The organism is Micromonospora sp. NPDC093277, assembly GCF_044765245.1.
Lineage (GTDB): Bacteria > Actinomycetota > Actinomycetes > Mycobacteriales > Micromonosporaceae > Micromonospora.
The window spans coordinates 181,817-199,888 of record NZ_JBIWJO010000007.1 but is presented as its reverse complement, the minus strand read 5'-3'; the positions used below and the strand labels follow the sequence as shown (position 1 = coordinate 199,888).

Sequence of the window (18,072 nt, the reverse complement as noted above, 5' to 3'; positions counted from 1 at the left end):
CCACGTTCTTAGTTAACCATTCAGGAAAGGACGCCAGACATGGCGAAGCTCAGCACCGACGAGCTGCTCGACGCGTTCAAGGAGATGACGCTGATCGAGCTCTCCGAGTTCGTGAAGCAGTTCGAGGAGACCTTCGAGGTCACCGCCGCCGCTCCGGTCGCCGTCGCCGGGGCCCCGGCCGCCGGCGGTGCCGCCGCCCCGGTCGAGGAGGAGAAGGACGAGTTCGACGTCATCCTCGACGCCGACGGTGGCAAGAAGATCCAGGTCATCAAGGTCGTGCGTGAGCTGACCGGCCTGGGCCTGAAGGAGGCCAAGGACCTGGTCGAGGCCGCGCCGAAGGCGGTCCTGGAGAAGGCCAACAAGGAGACCGCCGAGAAGGCCAAGGCCAAGCTCGAGGGCGAGGGCGCCAAGGTCACCCTCAAGTGACCTTGAGGTCGACCTGACGCGCGTCCGGCTCACGTGAGTCGGGGCACACCGCGTCGCGGCGGGCGGTGATCCGGGAACGGATCGCCGCCCGCCGCGGTTGGTGGTGCACCCGGCGGAAGCGGCGTGAGCAGGGCGTTCGGCGTGCGGCGCGGGGCCTGGGAGCGGCGCCTGTCGGTAGTCCGTCGGGGGGAAAGCCACTTCGACCTGTAACCGGCCCTTGACGCGACACCGGGCTGACAGGCACGCTGGCACCAGCAAGACCTTCCGCGCTTGCAACGGCCACCTCTCGGGTATGGCAACGGCAGCACCACCGCCGCGGCACCCGAGCGGCCCGGCAGGAACGTCGCGTTCCGAGCGGCCCGGTAGACCCCGGATTTCCAGGGTCCCGAGGCAAGTTCCGCGACGACCTGCGGGGTGGGCTGGACAGCGGTTAGCCTCTCGGCTACACTGCTAGTTTGCGCTGCCTTCCGAATCGACCCCTGCTCGGAAATGTCCGATTACGGCTATTTCTGGTGGGGTCATTGGAGTGCACGCGTACCAGCCGTTATGCAGCACCGGTCCTCGGAAGGACGCATCTTGGCAGCTTCCCGCCCTGCGAAGACCAGTCGTACGTCGAGCGCTTTCGCGCCCCGCCGAGTTTCTTTCGGCAGGATCACCGAACACCTCGAGGTCCCCAACCTCCTTGCCATCCAGAACGAGTCCTTCGACTGGCTCGTCGGCAACGAGGCTTGGCAGGGCCGGTCGGCGGACGACCCGCACGCACGCTCGGGTCTCGCGGAGATCCTCGACGAGATCAGTCCCATTGAGGACTTCTCCGGCACCATGTCGCTCTCCTTCTCGGCTCCGCGCTTCGACGAGGTCAAGGCCTCGATCGAGGAGTGCAAGGAGAAGGACCTGACCTACTGCGCCCCGCTGTTCGTGACGGCGGAGTTCACCAACAACACCACCGGCGAGATCAAGAGCCAGACGGTGTTCATGGGTGACTTCCCGATGATGACGCCGAAGGGCACCTTCATCATCAACGGCACCGAGCGCGTCGTGGTCAGCCAGCTCGTCCGCTCGCCGGGCGTCTACTTCGACAAGCAGCCGGACAAGACCTCCGACCGCGACCTCTCCAGCGTCAAGGTCATCCCGAGCCGGGGTGCCTGGCTGGAGTTCGACATCGACAAACGCGACACGGTCGGCGTCCGCATCGACCGCAAGCGCCGGCAGGCCGTCACCGTCCTGCTCAAGGCCATCGGGTGGTCGGCGGAGCAGATCCGCGAGAAGTTCGGCTGGTCCGAACTGATGATGACCACGCTCGAGAAGGACCACATCGCCGGGCAGGACGAGGCGCTGTTGGACATCTACCGCAAGCTCCGTCCGGGCGAGCCGCCGACCCGCGAGAACGCCCAGACCCTGCTGGACAACCTCTTCTTCAACCCGAAGAGGTACGACCTGGCCAAGGTCGGGCGGTACAAGTTCAACAAGAAGCTCGAGATCGACGTCCCGATCACCACCGGGACGCTGACCGAGGACGACATCGTCGCCACCGTGGAATACCTCTGCCGGCTGCACGCCGGTGAGGAGGGCTACGAGGCCGACGACATCGACCACTTCGGCAACCGTCGCCTGCGTACCGTGGGCGAGCTGATCCAGAACCAGGTCCGGGTCGGCCTGTCCCGGATGGAGCGCGTCGTCCGCGAGCGGATGACCACCCAGGACGTCGAGGCGATCACGCCGCAGACTCTGATCAACATCCGCCCGGTGGTGGCGGCGATCAAGGAGTTCTTCGGCACCTCGCAGCTGTCCCAGTTCATGGACCAGACCAACCCGCTGGCGGGCCTGACCCACCGGCGCCGGCTGAGCGCGCTCGGCCCGGGTGGTCTGTCCCGGGAGCGGGCCGGCTTCGAGGTCCGCGACGTGCACCCGTCCCACTACGGCCGGATGTGCCCGATCGAGACGCCGGAAGGCCCGAACATCGGTCTGATCGGCGCGCTCTCCACCTTCGCCCGGGTCAACCCGTTCGGCTTCATCGAGACGCCGTACCGGAAGGTCGTCAACGGCCGGGTCACCGACCAGATCGACTACCTGACCGCGGACGAGGAGGACCGCTTCGTCAAGGCGCAAGCCAACGCCCCGCTGAAGTCCGACGGGTCGTTCGCCGAGGATCGCGTCCTGGTCCGCCGTAAGGGCGGTGAGACCGAGGACGTACCGCCCGAGGCCGTGGACTACATGGACGTCTCGCCGCGGCAGATGACCTCCGTCGCGACCGCGATGATCCCGTTCCTCGAGCACGACGACGCCAACCGTGCGCTCATGGGCGCCAACATGCAGCGCCAGGCGGTGCCGCTGGTCAAGGCCGAGTCCCCGCTCGTCGGCACGGGCATGGAGTACCGGGCGGCGGTGGACGCCGGTGACGTCGTCGTCGCCGAGGTCGGCGGCGTGGTCGAGGACCTCTGCGCCGACTACATCACCGTCCACCAGGACGACGGCCACCGTCGGACGTACCTGCTGCACAAGTTCCGCCGCTCCAACGCGGGCTCCTGCGTCAACCAGAAGCCGGTCGTCTTCGAGGGCGACCGCGTCGAGGCCGGCCAGGTCGTCGCCGACGGTCCGTGCACCGACGAGGGCGAGATGGCGCTCGGGCGCAACCTGCTCGTGGCGTTCATGACCTGGGAGGGCCACAACTACGAGGACGCGATCATCCTGTCGCAGCGCCTCGTGCAGCAGGACGTGCTCACCTCGATCCACATCGAGGAGCACGAGGTCGACGCCCGGGACACCAAGCTCGGCCCGGAGGAGATCACCCGCGACATCCCGAACGTCAGCGAGGAGATGCTCGCCGACCTCGACGAGCGCGGCATCATCCGGATCGGCGCCGAGGTCGTCCCCGGCGACATCCTGGTCGGCAAGGTCACCCCGAAGGGTGAGACCGAGCTGACCCCCGAGGAGCGGCTGCTCCGCGCGATCTTCGGGGAGAAGGCGCGTGAGGTCCGGGACACCTCGCTGAAGGTGCCGCACGGTGAGACCGGCACGGTCATCGGCGTGCGTACCTTCTCCCGTGAGGACGGCGACGAGCTGCCCCCGGGTGTGAACGAGCTGGTCCGGGTCTACGTGGCCCAGAAGCGCAAGATCCAGGACGGTGACAAGCTCGCGGGCCGCCACGGCAACAAGGGCGTCATCTCCAAGATCCTGCCGATCGAGGACATGCCGTTCCTGGAGGACGGCACCCCGGTCGACATCGTGCTGAACCCGCTCGGTGTGCCGTCCCGGATGAACATCGGCCAGGTCCTGGAGACCCACCTCGGGTGGGTGGCCAAGACCGGTTGGAGCGTCGAGGGTGACGACACCGAGTGGAAGCGCCAGCTCCGCTCGATCGAGGCGCACGAGTCCGTGCCGGACACCAACGTGGCCACCCCGGTCTTCGACGGTGCCCGGGAGGAGGAGATCTCCGGTCTGCTCGCGTCGACCCTGCCCAACCGGGACGGCAAGCAGCTGATCGGCTCCTCGGGCAAGGCGCGGCTGTTCGACGGTCGCTCGGGTGAGCCGCTGCCCGACCCGATCGCGGTCGGCTACATCTACATCCTGAAGCTCAACCACCTGGTCGACGACAAGATCCACGCCCGGTCGACCGGCCCGTACTCGATGATCACGCAGCAGCCGCTGGGTGGTAAGGCGCAGTTCGGCGGCCAGCGCTTCGGCGAGATGGAGTGCTGGGCGATGCAGGCGTACGGCGCCGCGTACGCCCTGCAGGAGCTGCTGACCATCAAGTCCGACGACGTCCTGGGCCGGGTGAAGGTCTACGAGGCGATCGTCAAGGGCGAGAACATTCCCGAGCCGGGCATCCCGGAGTCGTTCAAGGTGCTGCTCAAGGAGCTGCAGTCGCTGTGCCTCAATGTCGAGGTGCTCTCCAGCGACGGCGTGGCCCTGGAGATGCGCGAGACCGACGACGAGGTGTTCCGGGCCGCGGAGGAGCTGGGCATCGACCTGTCCCGGCGCGAGCCGAGCTCGGTCGAAGAGGTCTGAGGTGAGCGGTCGGGGGCCGGTTCGCCGGCTCCCGACCCCACCGGTTAGCTAAGCAGTACAGACGACGACATAGGGGACATAGTGCTCGACGTCAACTTCTTCGACGAGCTGCGCATCGGCCTCGCCACCGCCGACGACATCCGTCAGTGGTCCCACGGCGAGGTCAAGAAGCCCGAGACCATCAACTACCGCACCCTGAAGCCGGAGAAGGACGGGCTCTTCTGCGAGAAGATCTTCGGTCCGCAGCGGGACTGGGAGTGCTACTGCGGTAAGTACAAGCGGGTCCGCTTCAAGGGCATCATCTGCGAGCGCTGCGGCGTCGAGGTGACCCGCTCCAAGGTTCGCCGGGAGCGGATGGGCCACATCGAGCTTGCCGCTCCGGTGACCCACATCTGGTACTTCAAGGGCGTGCCGAGCCGGCTGGGCTACCTGCTGGACCTCGCCCCGAAGGACCTCGAAAAGATCATCTACTTCGCCTCGTACGTCGTGACGAGCGTGGACGCCGAAGCGCGTCACCGTGACCTCTCGACCATCGAGAACGAGATCCTGGCCGAGAAGCGGCAGGCCGAGAACAGCCGCGACTCGGAGATCGAGAAGCGGGCCGCCAAGCTCGAGGCCGACCTGGCCGAGCTGGAGGCCGAGGGCGCGAAGGCGGACGTCCGGCGCAAGGTCAAGGAGGGCGGAGAGCGCGAGATGCGCCAGATCCGCGACCGGGCCCAGCGCGAGATCGACCGCCTCGACGAGGTCCTCGACACCTTCCGCAAGCTGGACTCGAAGCAGCTGGTCACCGACGAGCTGCTCTACCGCGAGCTGCGGGACCGCTTCGGCGAGTACTTCACCGGTGGCATGGGCGCCGAGGCGATCAAGGCGCTGGTGCAGAACATGGACCTCGAGGCCGAGGCCGAGAACCTGCGCGAGACCATCCGCTCCGGCAAGGGCCAGCGGAAGATCCGGGCGCTCAAGCGGCTGAAGGTCGTCGCGGCGTTCCAGAACACCCGCAACTCGCCGCTCGGCATGGTGCTGGACTGCGTCCCGGTCATCCCGCCGGACCTGCGTCCGATGGTGCAGCTGGACGGTGGCCGCTTCGCGACCTCCGACCTGAACGACCTGTACCGCCGGGTGATCAACCGGAACAACCGCCTCAAGCGACTGATCGACCTCGGCGCGCCCGAGATCATCGTCAACAACGAGAAGCGGATGCTCCAGGAGGCCGTCGACGCGCTGTTCGACAACGGCCGTCGTGGCCGGCCGGTCACCGGTCCGGGTAACCGCCCGCTGAAGTCGCTCTCCGACATGCTCAAGGGCAAGCAGGGCCGGTTCCGCCAGAACCTGCTGGGCAAGCGCGTCGACTACTCCGGCCGTTCGGTCATCGTGGTCGGGCCGAAGCTCAAGCTGCACCAGTGCGGCCTGCCCAAGCAGATGGCGCTGGAGCTGTTCAAGCCGTTCGTGATGAAGCGGCTGGTCGACCTCAACCACGCGCAGAACATCAAGTCCGCCAAGCGGATGGTCGAGCGGCAGCGGCCGGTCGTGTGGGACGTGCTGGAAGAGGTCATCGGCGAGCACCCGGTCCTGCTGAACCGCGCGCCGACCCTGCACCGGCTGGGCATCCAGGCCTTCGAGCCGCAGCTGGTCGAGGGCAAGGCCATCCAGATCCACCCGCTGGTCTGCACCGCGTTCAACGCCGACTTCGACGGTGACCAGATGGCGGTCCACGTGCCGCTGTCCGCCGAGGCCCAGGCCGAGGCGCGGATCCTGATGCTGTCGTCGAACAACATCCTCAAGCCGGCCGACGGCAAGCCGGTCACCATGCCCACCCAGGACATGGTCATCGGTCTCTACCACCTCACCCACCTCACCCCGGGTGGGACGGGCGAGGGCCGGGCGTTCAGCTCGGACGCCGAGGCGCGGATGGCGTACGACAACGGCGAGCTGCACCTGCAGACGCCGGTCAAGATCCGGCTGCGGGACATCGTCGGGGTCGACAACGGTGCCGGCGCCGAGCCGTGGGTCGCGCCCGAGGGCTGGGTCGAGGGCGAGACGGTGACGGTGGAGACCACCCTGGGCCGGGTCCTGTTCAACGAGACGCTGCCGCCGGGCTACCGCTTCGTGAACTACGAGATCCGCAAGGGGCAGCTCTCCGCGATCGTCAACGACCTCGCCGAGCGCTTCCCGAAGGTGGCCCTCGCGGCCACCCTGGACGGGCTCAAGGAGGCCGGTTTCCACTGGGCCACCTGGTCCGGCGTCACCATCGGCATGGAGGACGTCATCGCTCCGCCGCGCAAGCGGGAGATCCTGGAGCGGTACGAGAAGGAAGCCGACCGGATCGACAAGCAGTACCAGCGTGGTCTGATGACCGCCGAGGAGCGCCGCGGCGAGCTCATCGAGATCTGGACCAAGGCGACCAACGAGGTCGCCAAGGAGATGGACACCGCACTGCCGCAGGAGAACCCGCTGTGGAAGATGATCAACTCGGGTGCCCGCGGTAACCTGCTCCAGCTCCGGCAGATCGCGGCGATCCGTGGTCTGGTGGCCAACCCGAAGGGTGAGATCATCCCGCGGCCCATCAAGGCCTCGTACCGGGAGGGTCTGTCCGTGCTGGAGTACTTCATCTCCACGCACGGTGCCCGCAAGGGTCTCGCGGACACCGCCCTGCGTACCGCCGACTCGGGTTACCTGACCCGGCGTCTGGTGGACGTCTCGCAGGACGTCATCATCCGCGAGGTGGACTGCGGCACCGACCGGGCCATCCCGATGCAGATCGGCGAGCGGCTCGACGGCAAGCTGGTCGTGCACGAGCACGCCGAGACCAGCGTGCACGCCCGTACCCTGGCCGACGACATCAAGGGGCCGGACGGCAACCTGGTGGCCGAGCGGGGTCAGGACCTCAACTCGATCCTGGTCGACCGGATCGTCGCGGCCGGGGTGGAGAACGTCCGGGTGCGCAGCGTGCTCACCTGCGAGTCGAAGCTGGGCGTCTGCGGTGCGTGCTACGGCCGCTCGCTGCCGACCGGCAAGACCGTGGACGTCGGCGAGGCGGTCGGCATCATCGCCGCCCAGTCGATCGGTGAGCCGGGTACGCAGCTGACGATGCGTACCTTCCACACTGGTGGCGTCGCCGGTGAGGACATCACCCAGGGTCTGCCCCGTGTCCAGGAGATCTTCGAGGCCCGGATCCCGAAGGGTAAGGCGCCCATCGCCGATACCCCGGGCCGGATCCGGATCGAGGACGGCGAGCGGTCGCGGAAGATCATCGTGGTGCCGGACGACGGCAGCGACGAGATCGTCTACGACAAGATCTCCAAGCGGGTCCGGCTGCGGGCCCAGGACGGCGAGCACGTCGAGGTCGGCGAGAAGCTCACCGAGGGCACCATCGACCCGCACGAGCTGCTGCGCATCCTCGGCCCGCGCGCGGTCCAGGTCCACCTGACCCAGGAGGTCCAGGAGGTCTACCGCTCGCAGGGTGTGCTCATCCACGACAAGCACATCGAGATCATCATCCGCCAGATGCTGAAGCGGGTGACGGTCATCGACTCCGGCTCGACCGAGTTCCTGCCGGGCGTGCTGGTCGACCGGGCGCTCTTCGAGTCGGAGAACCGCCGACTCGTCTCCGAGGGCGGCGAGCCCGCCGCGGGTCGCCCGGTGCTGATGGGTATCACCAAGGCCTCGCTGGCCACGGACTCCTGGCTGTCGGCGGCCTCCTTCCAGGAGACCACCCGGGTGCTGACGGACGCGGCGATCCACGCCCGCAGCGACTCGCTGATCGGCCTCAAGGAGAACGTGATCATCGGTAAGCTCATCCCGGCCGGTACGGGCATCAGCAAGTACCGCAACATCCGGGTCGAGCCGACCGAGGAGGCGAAGGCCAAGGTCTACTCGATGACCGGCTACCCGGAGACCGACTACGGCTTCGGGCCGGCCAGCGGCCAGGCGGTGCCGCTGGACGACTTCGACTTCGGGTCGTACCGCTAAGCAACAGCAACGAGGAGGCCCCCGGCACCCGCCGGGGGCCTCGTCGTGTCACGGACGGCGGCCGGGACCGTCGGTGCCGGCCCTCCGGGGGCACCGCATGCCCGAGGACCCACTGCGCGCCGTCCGACACGTCCGTCAAGGTCGACGGTGCCGGGGCATGATGGACGGCATGACGACCGCGCCCGGGCAGGTGCCCGTCGCCCAGCAGGGGCCGCGCCATCCGTTCGACCCCGAGCCGGTGCGCTCGACGAAGGCCCGCGCGGTCTTCGCCCTGGGGTTGATCGGGGCGTTCACCGGGCTCTTCGTCGGCGGAGTGGTGCCGTCGACCATCGCCCTGTGGCTCGCCCGGCAGGCCCGCCGGGAGGCGTACGCCTCGGGCGGATTCCTGACCGGCGGGGACTGGCTGCGACGCGGGGAGCGACTGGCCTGGATCGGCCTGATCCTGGTCGCCGTCGCGGTGGTCGCGGCCGTGGTGATCGGGGTGGTCCGGCTCGCCGACGCTCCCTTCGGGCACGACTACGCTCCTAACGTCGACTGACCGCGCGGGGGAAGCCGCCCGCGCCCGGCCTCGCCGTCGAGACCCGCGACGGTAGCCTGGCCGGTGTCCGCCGTGCGGCGGGCGAGCCACGTCGAGGAGGCGCTCGTGACGGAACCGGCCCCGCCGCCGGGGGACGACCCGACCCGCTCCGTCACCGGCCCGGACCCCGCCGCGTCAACGCCGGGCAGCGAGTCCGGCGGCTCGTGGGCCGCGCCGGTGGCCGAGCCGGGCGAGAGGCCGAGCGCGCCGTCGGAGACCGTCGGCCCGGGGTACGCCCCGCCACCGGTCACCGCGCCGCCCGTGCCGTCCGGGCAGCCCTGGCCACCAGCCGGCCCGTACCCGCCCGCGCCAGGCTTTCCGGGCTTCTCGCCGGGCCAGCCGCCGCCCGGCGTCCCGGCCGGTTACCCGGGCCATCCCGGACCGGCCCAGCAGGGGCCGTTCCCCGGACCTCAGCCGGCGTCCGGGGCGTACCCGGGGGGTCCGCCCGCGCCCGGCGGTGGCTGGGCGGCTCCGGGGAGTGCGCCAACGGCTGGTGGCTGGGCGGCTCCGGGGAGTGCGCCAACGGCTGGTGGCTGGGTGCCGGCGGCCGGTGCCCGACCGGGGCCGGTACCACCGCCCCCGCGCGAGGCGTCGCGCCCGCCGCGGCGGGTCGACCCGGTGCCGGGCACCCCGTTCGGCGTGGTCCACCTCGACGTGCCCCCGGTGGCCTCGGGGCTCGCCGTCGGCTCGCTGGTGAGCGGGATCGCCTCGATCCTGGTGTCGGTGCTGGTCTTCTGCTTCGGCCTGTCGGGGCCGAGTCTCGGCGGCGCCTGGGCGGCCGGGGCGTTCACCGTGCTCGGCGGGCTCGCCGGCACCGCCGCGATCGTGGCTGGCCTGCTGGCCCGCCGGCAGATCCGGCGGCCGGCACCGCCGCCGGCGGTCCGGTTCACCGGGAACGGCCTGGCCGTCGCGGGGCTCAGTTGCGGGGGAGTCGGGCTGCTGCTCAGCCTGGTCGGGCTCGTGCTGGCGTTGGTGCTTCAGCTCGGGTGACCGAGATCACCCGAGCGGTTCGTGCGGCGTGAGATGTGCGACCCCGAACCCCTGGTTCGGCGACCGGGGCCGCCGGGCCGGCCGGTGGAGAACCCGGTATATTGGTAGCTGAGGTGCCCATCAGGGGCGGGTGGACATGATGCGATCGGCCGGTGGACCGCGAGGCGGTTTTCCCGGACCGCTCGGTTTTGACCTGCGCGGCTGTGGTAGGTACCCTTTCCCCTTGTGCCCGGGCGCGCCCGGGCAATGCGTGCGTGCGTTGGAGCCGGTTCGCCGGTGATCGCGCGGCGGCACGACCAAAGCCAAAGATCCGGCACTCGGAGCGTCGCGTGCCGGTGAACAAACCCGGTACGACGCGCCAGCGGCGGATCGGAACCGCGATCCGGGCGACACGCCCGACCGCGGGTGCTGGGACCGCCGTCAGGTGGTGCCGGTTGGAATGTAGGAGAGCCGTCCATCAGGCCGGCTAGGGAGCAGACGGCGCGGTCGCTTCGCGGCGGCCGAAGGGAGCAGGAAACCCGGTGCCCACGATTCAGCAGCTGGTCCGCAAGGGCCGACAGGCAAAGACGAGTAAGACCAAGACTCCGGCGCTGAAGGGTTCCCCTCAGCGGCGCGGCGTGTGCACCCGTGTGTACACCACCACCCCCAAGAAGCCGAACTCGGCGCTGCGCAAGGTCGCTCGCGTCAAGCTCAGCAGCCAGATCGAGGTGACCGCGTACATCCCGGGTGTCGGCCACAACCTGCAGGAGCACTCGATCGTGCTCGTCCGCGGCGGCCGGGTGAAGGACCTCCCCGGCGTGCGGTACAAGATCGTCCGCGGTTCGCTGGACACCCAGGGTGTCCGCAACCGCAAGCAGGCGCGCAGCCGCTACGGCGCCAAGAAGGAGAAGAGCTGACATGCCGCGTAAGGGACCCGCTCCGCGGAAGCCGCTGGTCGCTGACCCGGTGTACAACTCGCCGTTGGTCACCCAGTTGGTGAACAAGATCCTCCTGCGTGGCAAGCGTCAGCTCGCCGAGCGCATCGTCTACGCCGCGCTTGAGGGCTGCCGCGAGAAGTCCGGCACCGACCCGGTCGTCACCCTGAAGCGGGCGATGGACAACGTCAAGCCGACCCTCGAGGTGCGCAGCCGCCGCGTCGGTGGCGCCACCTACCAGGTCCCGGTCGAGGTCCGTCCGGCTCGCGCGACCACCCTGGGCCTGCGCTGGCTGGTCACCTACTCCCGCGCCCGGCGCGAGAAGACCATGGTCGAGCGGCTGATGAACGAGCTGCTGGACGCGAGCAACGGCCTCGGTGCCGCCGTCAAGCGGCGTGAGGACACCCACAAGATGGCCGAGTCCAACAAGGCCTTCGCGCACTACCGCTGGTAACACCCTGGTTCCGGCACCCACAAGGTGCCGGAACCACCACCAGTTGTGTCGATACGACGATAAGTAGGGAATGAAGTGGCCGCCGCAGACGCGCTCGCCAACGTACGCAACATCGGCATCATGGCGCACATCGATGCCGGTAAGACCACTACCACCGAGCGGATCCTGTTCTACACCGGCATCACGTACAAGATCGGTGAAGTCCACGAGGGCGCTGCCGTCATGGACTGGATGGAACAGGAGCAGGAGCGCGGTATCACGATCACTTCCGCCGCCACGAAGTGCGAGTGGAAGGGCCACACGATCCAGATCATCGACACGCCCGGCCACGTCGACTTCACGGTCGAGGTGGAGCGGTCGCTGCGGGTGCTGGACGGTGCGGTCGCGGTCTACGACGGTGTCGCCGGCGTGGAGCCGCAGACGGAGAACGTGTGGCGCCAGGCGGACAAGTACAACGTCCCCCGGATGTGCTTCGTCAACAAGCTCGACCGGACCGGTGCCGATTTCTTCCGCTGCGTGCAGATGATGATCGACCGGCTCAACGCCACCCCGCTGGTCCTCCAGATCCCGATCGGCGCCGAGGCCAACTTCATCGGTGTGGTCGACCTGGTCGAGATGCGGGCCCTCACCTGGCGTGGCGAGACCCAGAAGGGTGAGGACTACGCGGTCGAGGAGATCCCGGCCGACCTTGCCGACTCCGCCGCCGAGTGGCGCGAGAAGCTGATGGAGACCCTCGCCGATGTCGACGACGCGGTGATGGAGAAGTACCTGGAGGGCGAGGAGATCTCCGTCGAGGAGATCAGGGCCGCCATCCGCCGGGCCACCATCGCCGGTAAGGCCAACCCCGTCTTCACTGGCACCGCCTTCAAGAACAAGGGCATCCAGCCCATGCTCGACGCGGTCGTCGCCTACCTGCCGTCGCCGCTGGACATCCCGGCGATCGAGGGCACCGCGACCGACGGCGAGACCCCGATGCAGCGGAAGCCGTCAGTCTCGGAGCCGTTCTCGGCGCTGGCCTTCAAGATCCAGACCGACAAGCACCTGGGCAAGCTCACCTACGTCCGGGTCTACTCGGGCACGGTCGAGTCCGGCATGCAGGTGGTCAACTCCACCAAGGACCGCAAGGAACGGATCGGCAAGATCTACCAGATGCACGCCAACAAGCGGGAGGAGCGCGGCTCCGCCAAGGCTGGCGACATCATCGCGGTTCAGGGTCTGAAGCAGACCACCACCGGTGACACCCTGTGCGACACGGCGAACCCGGTCATCCTGGAGTCGATGACCTTCCCGGAGCCGGTCATCGAGGTGGCCATCGAGCCGAAGACCAAGGCCGACCAGGAGAAGCTCAGCACCGCCATCCAGCGGCTGGCCGAGGAGGACCCGACCTTCCGCGTCAAGCTGGACGAGGAGACCGGCCAGACGGTCATCTCCGGCATGGGCGAGCTCCACCTGGACATCCTGGTCGACCGGATGCGCCGCGAGTTCAACGTCGAGGCGAACATCGGTAAGCCGCAGGTGGCGTACCGCGAGACCATCCGCCGTACGGTGGAGAAGATCGAGTACACCCACAAGAAGCAGACCGGTGGTTCCGGCCAGTACGCCCGCGTGATCGTGAGCATCGCGCCGCTGCCGCTGGACAACGACTCGCCGACCTACGAGTTTGCGAACGCCGTCACCGGTGGCCGCATCCCCCGGGAGTTCATCCCCTCGGTGGACGCGGGCGCCCAGGACGCCATGCAGTACGGCATTCTCGCCGGGTTCCCGCTGGTTGGTGTCAAGCTGACGCTGCTGGACGGTCAGTACCACGAGGTCGACTCGTCCGAGATGGCGTTCAAGATCGCCGGCTCGATGGTGATGAAGGAGGCGGCCCGCAAGGCCGACCCCGCGCTGCTCGAGCCGATGATGGCTGTTGAGGTCACCACTCCTGAGGAGAACATGGGTGACGTCATCGGCGACCTCAACTCCCGGCGCGGCATCATCCAGGCGATGGAGGAGCGTCACGGCGCCCGCATCGTTCGGGCCCTGGTGCCGTTGTCGGAGATGTTCGGCTACGTCGGCGACCTGCGGTCGAAGACCCAGGGCCGGGCTAGCTACAGCATGCAGTTCGACTCCTACGCCGAGGTTCCGGCCTCGGTGGCCAAGGAGATCATCGCCAAGGCGACCGGTGAGTGACGCTCACCTGAGCTGATCCGATGAGCCGGGGTCGGCCGCGGGAGGAATCTCCCGCCCGCGGCCGCCTCGGTCGGGTTGTGTGAATCCGGGCCTGTAGGCTTCATCGCCGCAGAACCCACAAAGGCTCTCCGGCCGTCTGGCCGGAAAGGCTGTCGACAGAGTCCTAAGCGCCGACCTGGCGCGCCGGGGCGAACGAACCAAGAAAGTCCACAGGAGGACACCAGTGGCGAAGGCGAAGTTCGAGCGGACTAAGCCGCACGTCAACATCGGCACCATTGGTCACATCGACCACGGTAAGACGACGCTGACGGCGGCCATCACCAAGGTCCTGCACGACCAGTACCCGGAACTGAACCCGTACACGCCGTTCGACGAGATCGACAAGGCGCCGGAGGAGAAGGCTCGTGGTATCACGATCTCCATCTCCCACGTCGAGTACCAGACGCAGAACCGGCACTACGCGCACGTCGACTGCCCCGGTCACGCCGACTACATCAAGAACATGATCACCGGTGCCGCCCAGATGGACGGCGCGATCCTGGTGGTGGCGGCGACCGACGGCCCGATGCCGCAGACCCGCGAGCACGTGCTGCTGGCCCGTCAGGTCGGTGTGCCGTACATCGTCGTGGCGCTCAACAAGAGCGACATGGTCGACGACGAGGAGCTCCTGGAGCTCGTCGAGCTCGAGGTCCGCGAGCTGCTCTCCTCGCAGGAGTACCCGGGTGACGACCTGCCGGTCGTCCGGGTCTCGGCGCTGAAGGCCCTCGAGGGCGACCCGGAGTGGACCGGCAAGCTCCTCGACCTGATGAACGCCGTCGACTCCGCGATCCCGCAGCCGGAGCGCGAGACCGAGAAGCCGTTCCTCATGCCCATCGAGGACGTCTTCACGATCACCGGCCGCGGCACCGTGGTCACCGGCCGTGCCGAGCGTGGCATCCTCAAGCCGAACGAGGAGGTGGAGATCGTCGGCATCCGCGAGAAGTCGATGAAGACCACCTGCACCGGCATCGAGATGTTCCGCAAGCTGCTGGACGAGGCCCGGGCCGGTGAGAACGTCGGTCTGCTCCTGCGCGGTATCAAGCGCGAGGACGTCGAGCGCGGCATGGTCGTCGTCAAGCCGGGCACCACGACCCCGCACACGGAGTTCGAGGCGACGGTCTACATCCTCTCCAAGGAGGAGGGTGGCCGCCACACCCCGTTCTTCCAGAACTACCGTCCGCAGTTCTACTTCCGGACCACGGACGTCACCGGTGTCGTCACGCTGCCCGAGGGCACCGAGATGGTCATGCCGGGCGACAACACCACGATGACCGTGAAGCTGATCCAGCCCATCGCGATGGAGGACAACCTCAAGTTCGCGATCCGGGAGGGTGGCCGTACGGTCGGCGCGGGTCGCGTCACCAAGATCATCAAGTGAGTTGGGTAACCCCGATTAGCGTCGCCGCCGGTCGTGCGGCATACTAGTCAGGTTGCGTAACGACGGTTAGTCGTCCGTGTCCGGCGCATGCTGGACCTCCGGATGACCAACGGTCTCGCGTAGGGTGGTTGGCTGCCCCTGGCGGTCAACCACCCTCGCGCGGCGTTCAGGTCGCGGTGACGCGATCGGCGCCATGACCCACCGCGTGGTCTGAGAACCGCTTCGGAGTCCCGGGGCGGAGTCTGACCCGAGGGCGCGACACGCCCGACCGCGGGGGTCGGCGGAAGTGGGCCTGTGCCAGCCGGTGCAGGCGCCCGCAACACAGCGGCATCGAGAGAAGGAACAGAAGCCACCATGGCGGGACAGAAGATCCGCATCCGGCTCAAGGCCTATGACCACGAGGTCGTCGACTCCTCGGCTCGGAAGATCGTCGAGACGGTGACGCGTACCGGGGCGCAGGTCGCTGGCCCGGTGCCGCTGCCCACGGAGATCAACCGTTTCTGCGTTATCCGCTCGCCGCACAAGTACAAGGACTCGCGCGAGCACTTCGAGATGCGCACGCACAAGCGTCTGATCGACATCATCGACCCGACCCCGAAGACGGTCGACTCGCTCATGCGCCTCGACCTGCCGGCTGGCGTCGACATCGAGATCAAGCTGTAGGGACCGGACAAATGGACAGGCAAGTCAAGGGGATCCTGGGCGCAAAGCTCGGCATGACCCAGGTCTGGGACAACAACCGCGTTGTCCCGGTGACCGTGGTTCAGGCCGGCCCGTGCGTCGTGAGCCAGGTTCGTAGCGCCGACAAGGACGGTTACTCCGCGGTCCAGCTGGCGTACGGGGCCATCGACCCGCGCAAGGTCAAGAAGCCGATCGCCGGGCACTACGCCAAGGCGGAGGTCGCGCCGCGCCGGCACATCGTCGAGCTGCGCACCAGTGACGCCGCGGACTACTCGCCGGGCCAGGAGGTCACGGTCGAGGAGTTCCCCGCCGGCATCACCATCGACGTCACGGGCAAGACCAAGGGCAAGGGCTTCGCCGGCGGCATGAAGCGGCACGGCTTCCACGGTCTGCGCGCCAGCCACGGTGTCGAGCGCAAGCACCGCTCGCCGGGCTCCATCGGCGCGTGCGCGACCCCGGGCCGCGTCTTCAAGGGCACCCGGATGGCGGGTCGGATGGGTGGCGTTCGCTACACCGTCCAGAACCTGACCGTCCAGGCGGTCGACACCGAGAACAACCTCCTGCTCGTCCGTGGTGCCATTCCCGGCCCCAAGGGCGCGCTGGTTCTGGTCCGCACCGCGGCCAAGACCAAGGTGAAGAAGGGCGGTGTGGCCAAGTGACCACCGTTGACGTCCTCAGCGTCGAAGGCACCAAGAGCGGCTCCGTCGAGCTGCCGGCCGACATCTTCGACGCCCAGGCCAACATCGCGCTGATGCACCAGGTCGTCGTGGCTCAGCTCGCGGCGGCCCGGCAGGGCACGCACAAGGCCAAGACCCGCGGCGAGGTCTCCGGTGGAGGCAAGAAGCCGTACAAGCAGAAGGGCACCGGTCGTGCCCGCCAGGGCTCGACCCGCGCGCCGCAGTTCGCCGGCGGTGGCGTGGTCCACGGTCCGGTGCCGCGCGACTACAGCCAGCGGACCCCGAAGAAGATGAAGGCCGCCGCCCTGCGTGGGGCCCTCTCCGACCGGGCCCGCGCCGGCCAGGTGCACATCGTCGAGACGTTCGTCTCCGGCGAGAAGCCGTCGACCAAGGCCGCGCTGGCCACGCTGGCGAAGCTGACCGAGGTCCGTCGCGTCCTGGTCGTGCTGAGCAGCACCGACGAGCTGAACTGGGTGTCGCTGCGCAACGAGCCGCGGGTGCACCTGATCGAGGCCGGCCAGCTCAACACGTACGACGTGCTGGTGGCCGACGACGTGGTCTTCACCAAGGAGGCCCTGGACGAGTTCCTGGGCGTTCCCGCCGAGACCACCGAGGAGGGTGGCAAGTGAGCACGATCGCCGATCCGCGCGACATCATCGTCGCGCCGGTCGTCTCGGAGAAGAGCTACAGCGAGCTGAACCGCAACTGGTACACGTTCCTGGTGCACCCGGACGCGAACAAGACCGCGATCAAGATCGCCATCGAGCAGATCTTCAACGTCCGCGTCCTGACGGTGAACACGCTCAACCGCGAGGGCAAGCGCAAGCGGACCCGCACCGGGTTCGGGAAGCGTAAGGACACCAAGCGGGCGATGGTGAAGCTGGCTGACGGTGACCGTATCGAGGCCTTCGGCGGCCCGGTCAGCTGAGGGGTGTAGACAATGGCTATCCGTAAGTACAAGCCGACGACGCCAGGCCGGCGTGGCTCGAGCGTCGCTGACTTCGCCGAGATCACCCGGTCGACGCCTGAGAAGTCGCTGCTGGCTCCGCTGCCGAAGAAGGGCGGGCGCAACGCCCACGGCCGGATCACCACGCGGCACCACGGTGGCGGTCACAAGCGCCAGTACCGTCTGATCGACTTCAAGCGGGTCGACAAGGACGGCGTGCCGGCGAAGGTCGCCCACATCGAGTACGACCCGAACCGCACCGCGCGGATCGCGCTGCTGCACTACGCCGACGGCGAGAAGCGCTACATCATCGCGCCGAAGGACCTGAAGCAGGGCGACGCGGTGGAGTCGGGCCCGGGCGCCGACATCAAGCCGGGTAACAACCTGCCGCTGCGCAACATCCCGGTCGGTACCACGATCCACAACGTGGAGCTGCGTCCGGGCGGCGGCGCCAAGCTGGCCCGTTCGGCCGGCGTCGGCATCCAGCTGCTCGGCCGTGAGGGCGCGTACGCGACCCTCCGCATGCCGTCCGGTGAGATCCGGCGGGTCGACGTGCGCTGCCGCGCCAGCATCGGCGAGATCGGCAACGCCGACCAGTCGAACATCAACTGGGGTAAGGCCGGCCGGATGCGGTGGAAGGGCAAGCGCCCGACCGTCCGCGGTGTCGCGATGAACCCGGTCGACCACCCGCACGGTGGTGGTGAGGGTAAGACCTCCGGCGGTCGCCACCCGGTCAACCCGCAGGGTAAGCCCGAGGGCCGCACCCGTCGTAAGGGCCAGCCGAGCGACCGGCTGATCGTCCGCCGCCGCTACGCCACCCGCAAGCGCGGCTAACAGGAGA

General features: G+C 68.3%; 14 protein-coding genes. All 14 read left to right on the top strand.

What is annotated here, in order from left to right:
- The first annotated feature begins 39 nt into the window (after nucleotides 1–39).
- The 14 genes from rplL (at nucleotide 40) to rplB (ending at nucleotide 18,065) form a co-directional block, all read left to right on the top strand.
- Complete coding sequence (gene rplL, locus ACIRG9_RS17530) at nucleotides 40–426, top strand: 50S ribosomal protein L7/L12 (protein WP_402856589.1); 387 nt, start codon at nucleotides 40–42, stop codon at nucleotides 424–426.
- Nucleotides 427–1,002: 576 nt separating this feature from the next.
- The gene (locus tag ACIRG9_RS17525; RefSeq protein WP_402856586.1) at nucleotides 1,003–4,434 is read left to right on the top strand and encodes a DNA-directed RNA polymerase subunit beta; all 3,432 of its coding nucleotides are present in this window, start codon (nucleotides 1,003–1,005) and stop codon (nucleotides 4,432–4,434) included.
- 81 nt (nucleotides 4,435–4,515) lie between these two features.
- On the top strand, nucleotides 4,516–8,403 hold the full coding sequence (locus ACIRG9_RS17520; RefSeq protein WP_402856583.1) for a DNA-directed RNA polymerase subunit beta': 3,888 nt from the start codon (nucleotides 4,516–4,518) through the stop codon (nucleotides 8,401–8,403).
- A gap of 169 nt (nucleotides 8,404–8,572) precedes the next feature.
- Nucleotides 8,573–8,941: a hypothetical protein gene (locus ACIRG9_RS17515; protein WP_402856580.1), complete on the top strand. Its 369-nt coding sequence runs from the start codon at nucleotides 8,573–8,575 to the stop codon at nucleotides 8,939–8,941.
- Nucleotides 8,942–9,598: 657 nt separating this feature from the next.
- Complete coding sequence (locus ACIRG9_RS17510; RefSeq protein ID WP_402857108.1) at nucleotides 9,599–9,970, top strand: hypothetical protein; 372 nt, start codon at nucleotides 9,599–9,601, stop codon at nucleotides 9,968–9,970.
- Nucleotides 9,971–10,491: 521 nt separating this feature from the next.
- Nucleotides 10,492–10,866 carry a 30S ribosomal protein S12 gene (rpsL, locus tag ACIRG9_RS17505; protein WP_014440718.1) on the top strand — a complete coding sequence of 125 codons (375 nt, stop codon included), beginning with the start codon at nucleotides 10,492–10,494 and terminating at the stop codon, nucleotides 10,864–10,866.
- 1 nt (nucleotide 10,867) lies between these two features.
- Entirely contained in the window at nucleotides 10,868–11,338 is a 471-nt protein-coding gene (gene rpsG, locus ACIRG9_RS17500) for a 30S ribosomal protein S7 (RefSeq protein WP_013735957.1), read from the top strand.
- Between the two features lie 75 nt (nucleotides 11,339–11,413).
- Entirely contained in the window at nucleotides 11,414–13,510 is a 2,097-nt protein-coding gene (gene fusA, locus ACIRG9_RS17495) for an elongation factor G (protein ID WP_402856575.1), read from the top strand.
- Nucleotides 13,511–13,733: 223 nt separating this feature from the next.
- Entirely contained in the window at nucleotides 13,734–14,927 is a 1,194-nt protein-coding gene (gene tuf, locus ACIRG9_RS17490; protein ID WP_402856572.1) for an elongation factor Tu, read from the top strand.
- A gap of 354 nt (nucleotides 14,928–15,281) precedes the next feature.
- A complete protein-coding gene (gene rpsJ / locus ACIRG9_RS17485; protein WP_007073037.1) occupies nucleotides 15,282–15,590 on the top strand; it encodes a 30S ribosomal protein S10 in 309 nt (102 codons plus the stop codon).
- 11 nt (nucleotides 15,591–15,601) lie between these two features.
- Nucleotides 15,602–16,267, top strand: coding sequence for a 50S ribosomal protein L3 (gene rplC / locus ACIRG9_RS17480; protein ID WP_402856570.1), 666 nt, complete (start codon nucleotides 15,602–15,604; stop codon nucleotides 16,265–16,267).
- Nucleotides 16,264–16,914, top strand: a complete 651-nt coding sequence (gene rplD / locus ACIRG9_RS17475; RefSeq protein WP_402856567.1) for a 50S ribosomal protein L4 — start codon at nucleotides 16,264–16,266, stop codon at nucleotides 16,912–16,914. The genes rplC and rplD overlap by 4 nt, the downstream gene beginning before the upstream one ends.
- On the top strand, nucleotides 16,911–17,213 hold the full coding sequence (rplW, locus tag ACIRG9_RS17470; protein ID WP_091125159.1) for a 50S ribosomal protein L23: 303 nt from the start codon (nucleotides 16,911–16,913) through the stop codon (nucleotides 17,211–17,213). Before rplD ends, rplW begins: the two co-directional genes overlap by 4 nt.
- 12 nt (nucleotides 17,214–17,225) lie before the next feature.
- Nucleotides 17,226–18,065: a 50S ribosomal protein L2 gene (gene rplB / locus ACIRG9_RS17465; RefSeq protein ID WP_046567215.1), complete on the top strand. Its 840-nt coding sequence runs from the start codon at nucleotides 17,226–17,228 to the stop codon at nucleotides 18,063–18,065.
- Nucleotides 18,066–18,072 lie beyond the last annotated feature (7 nt).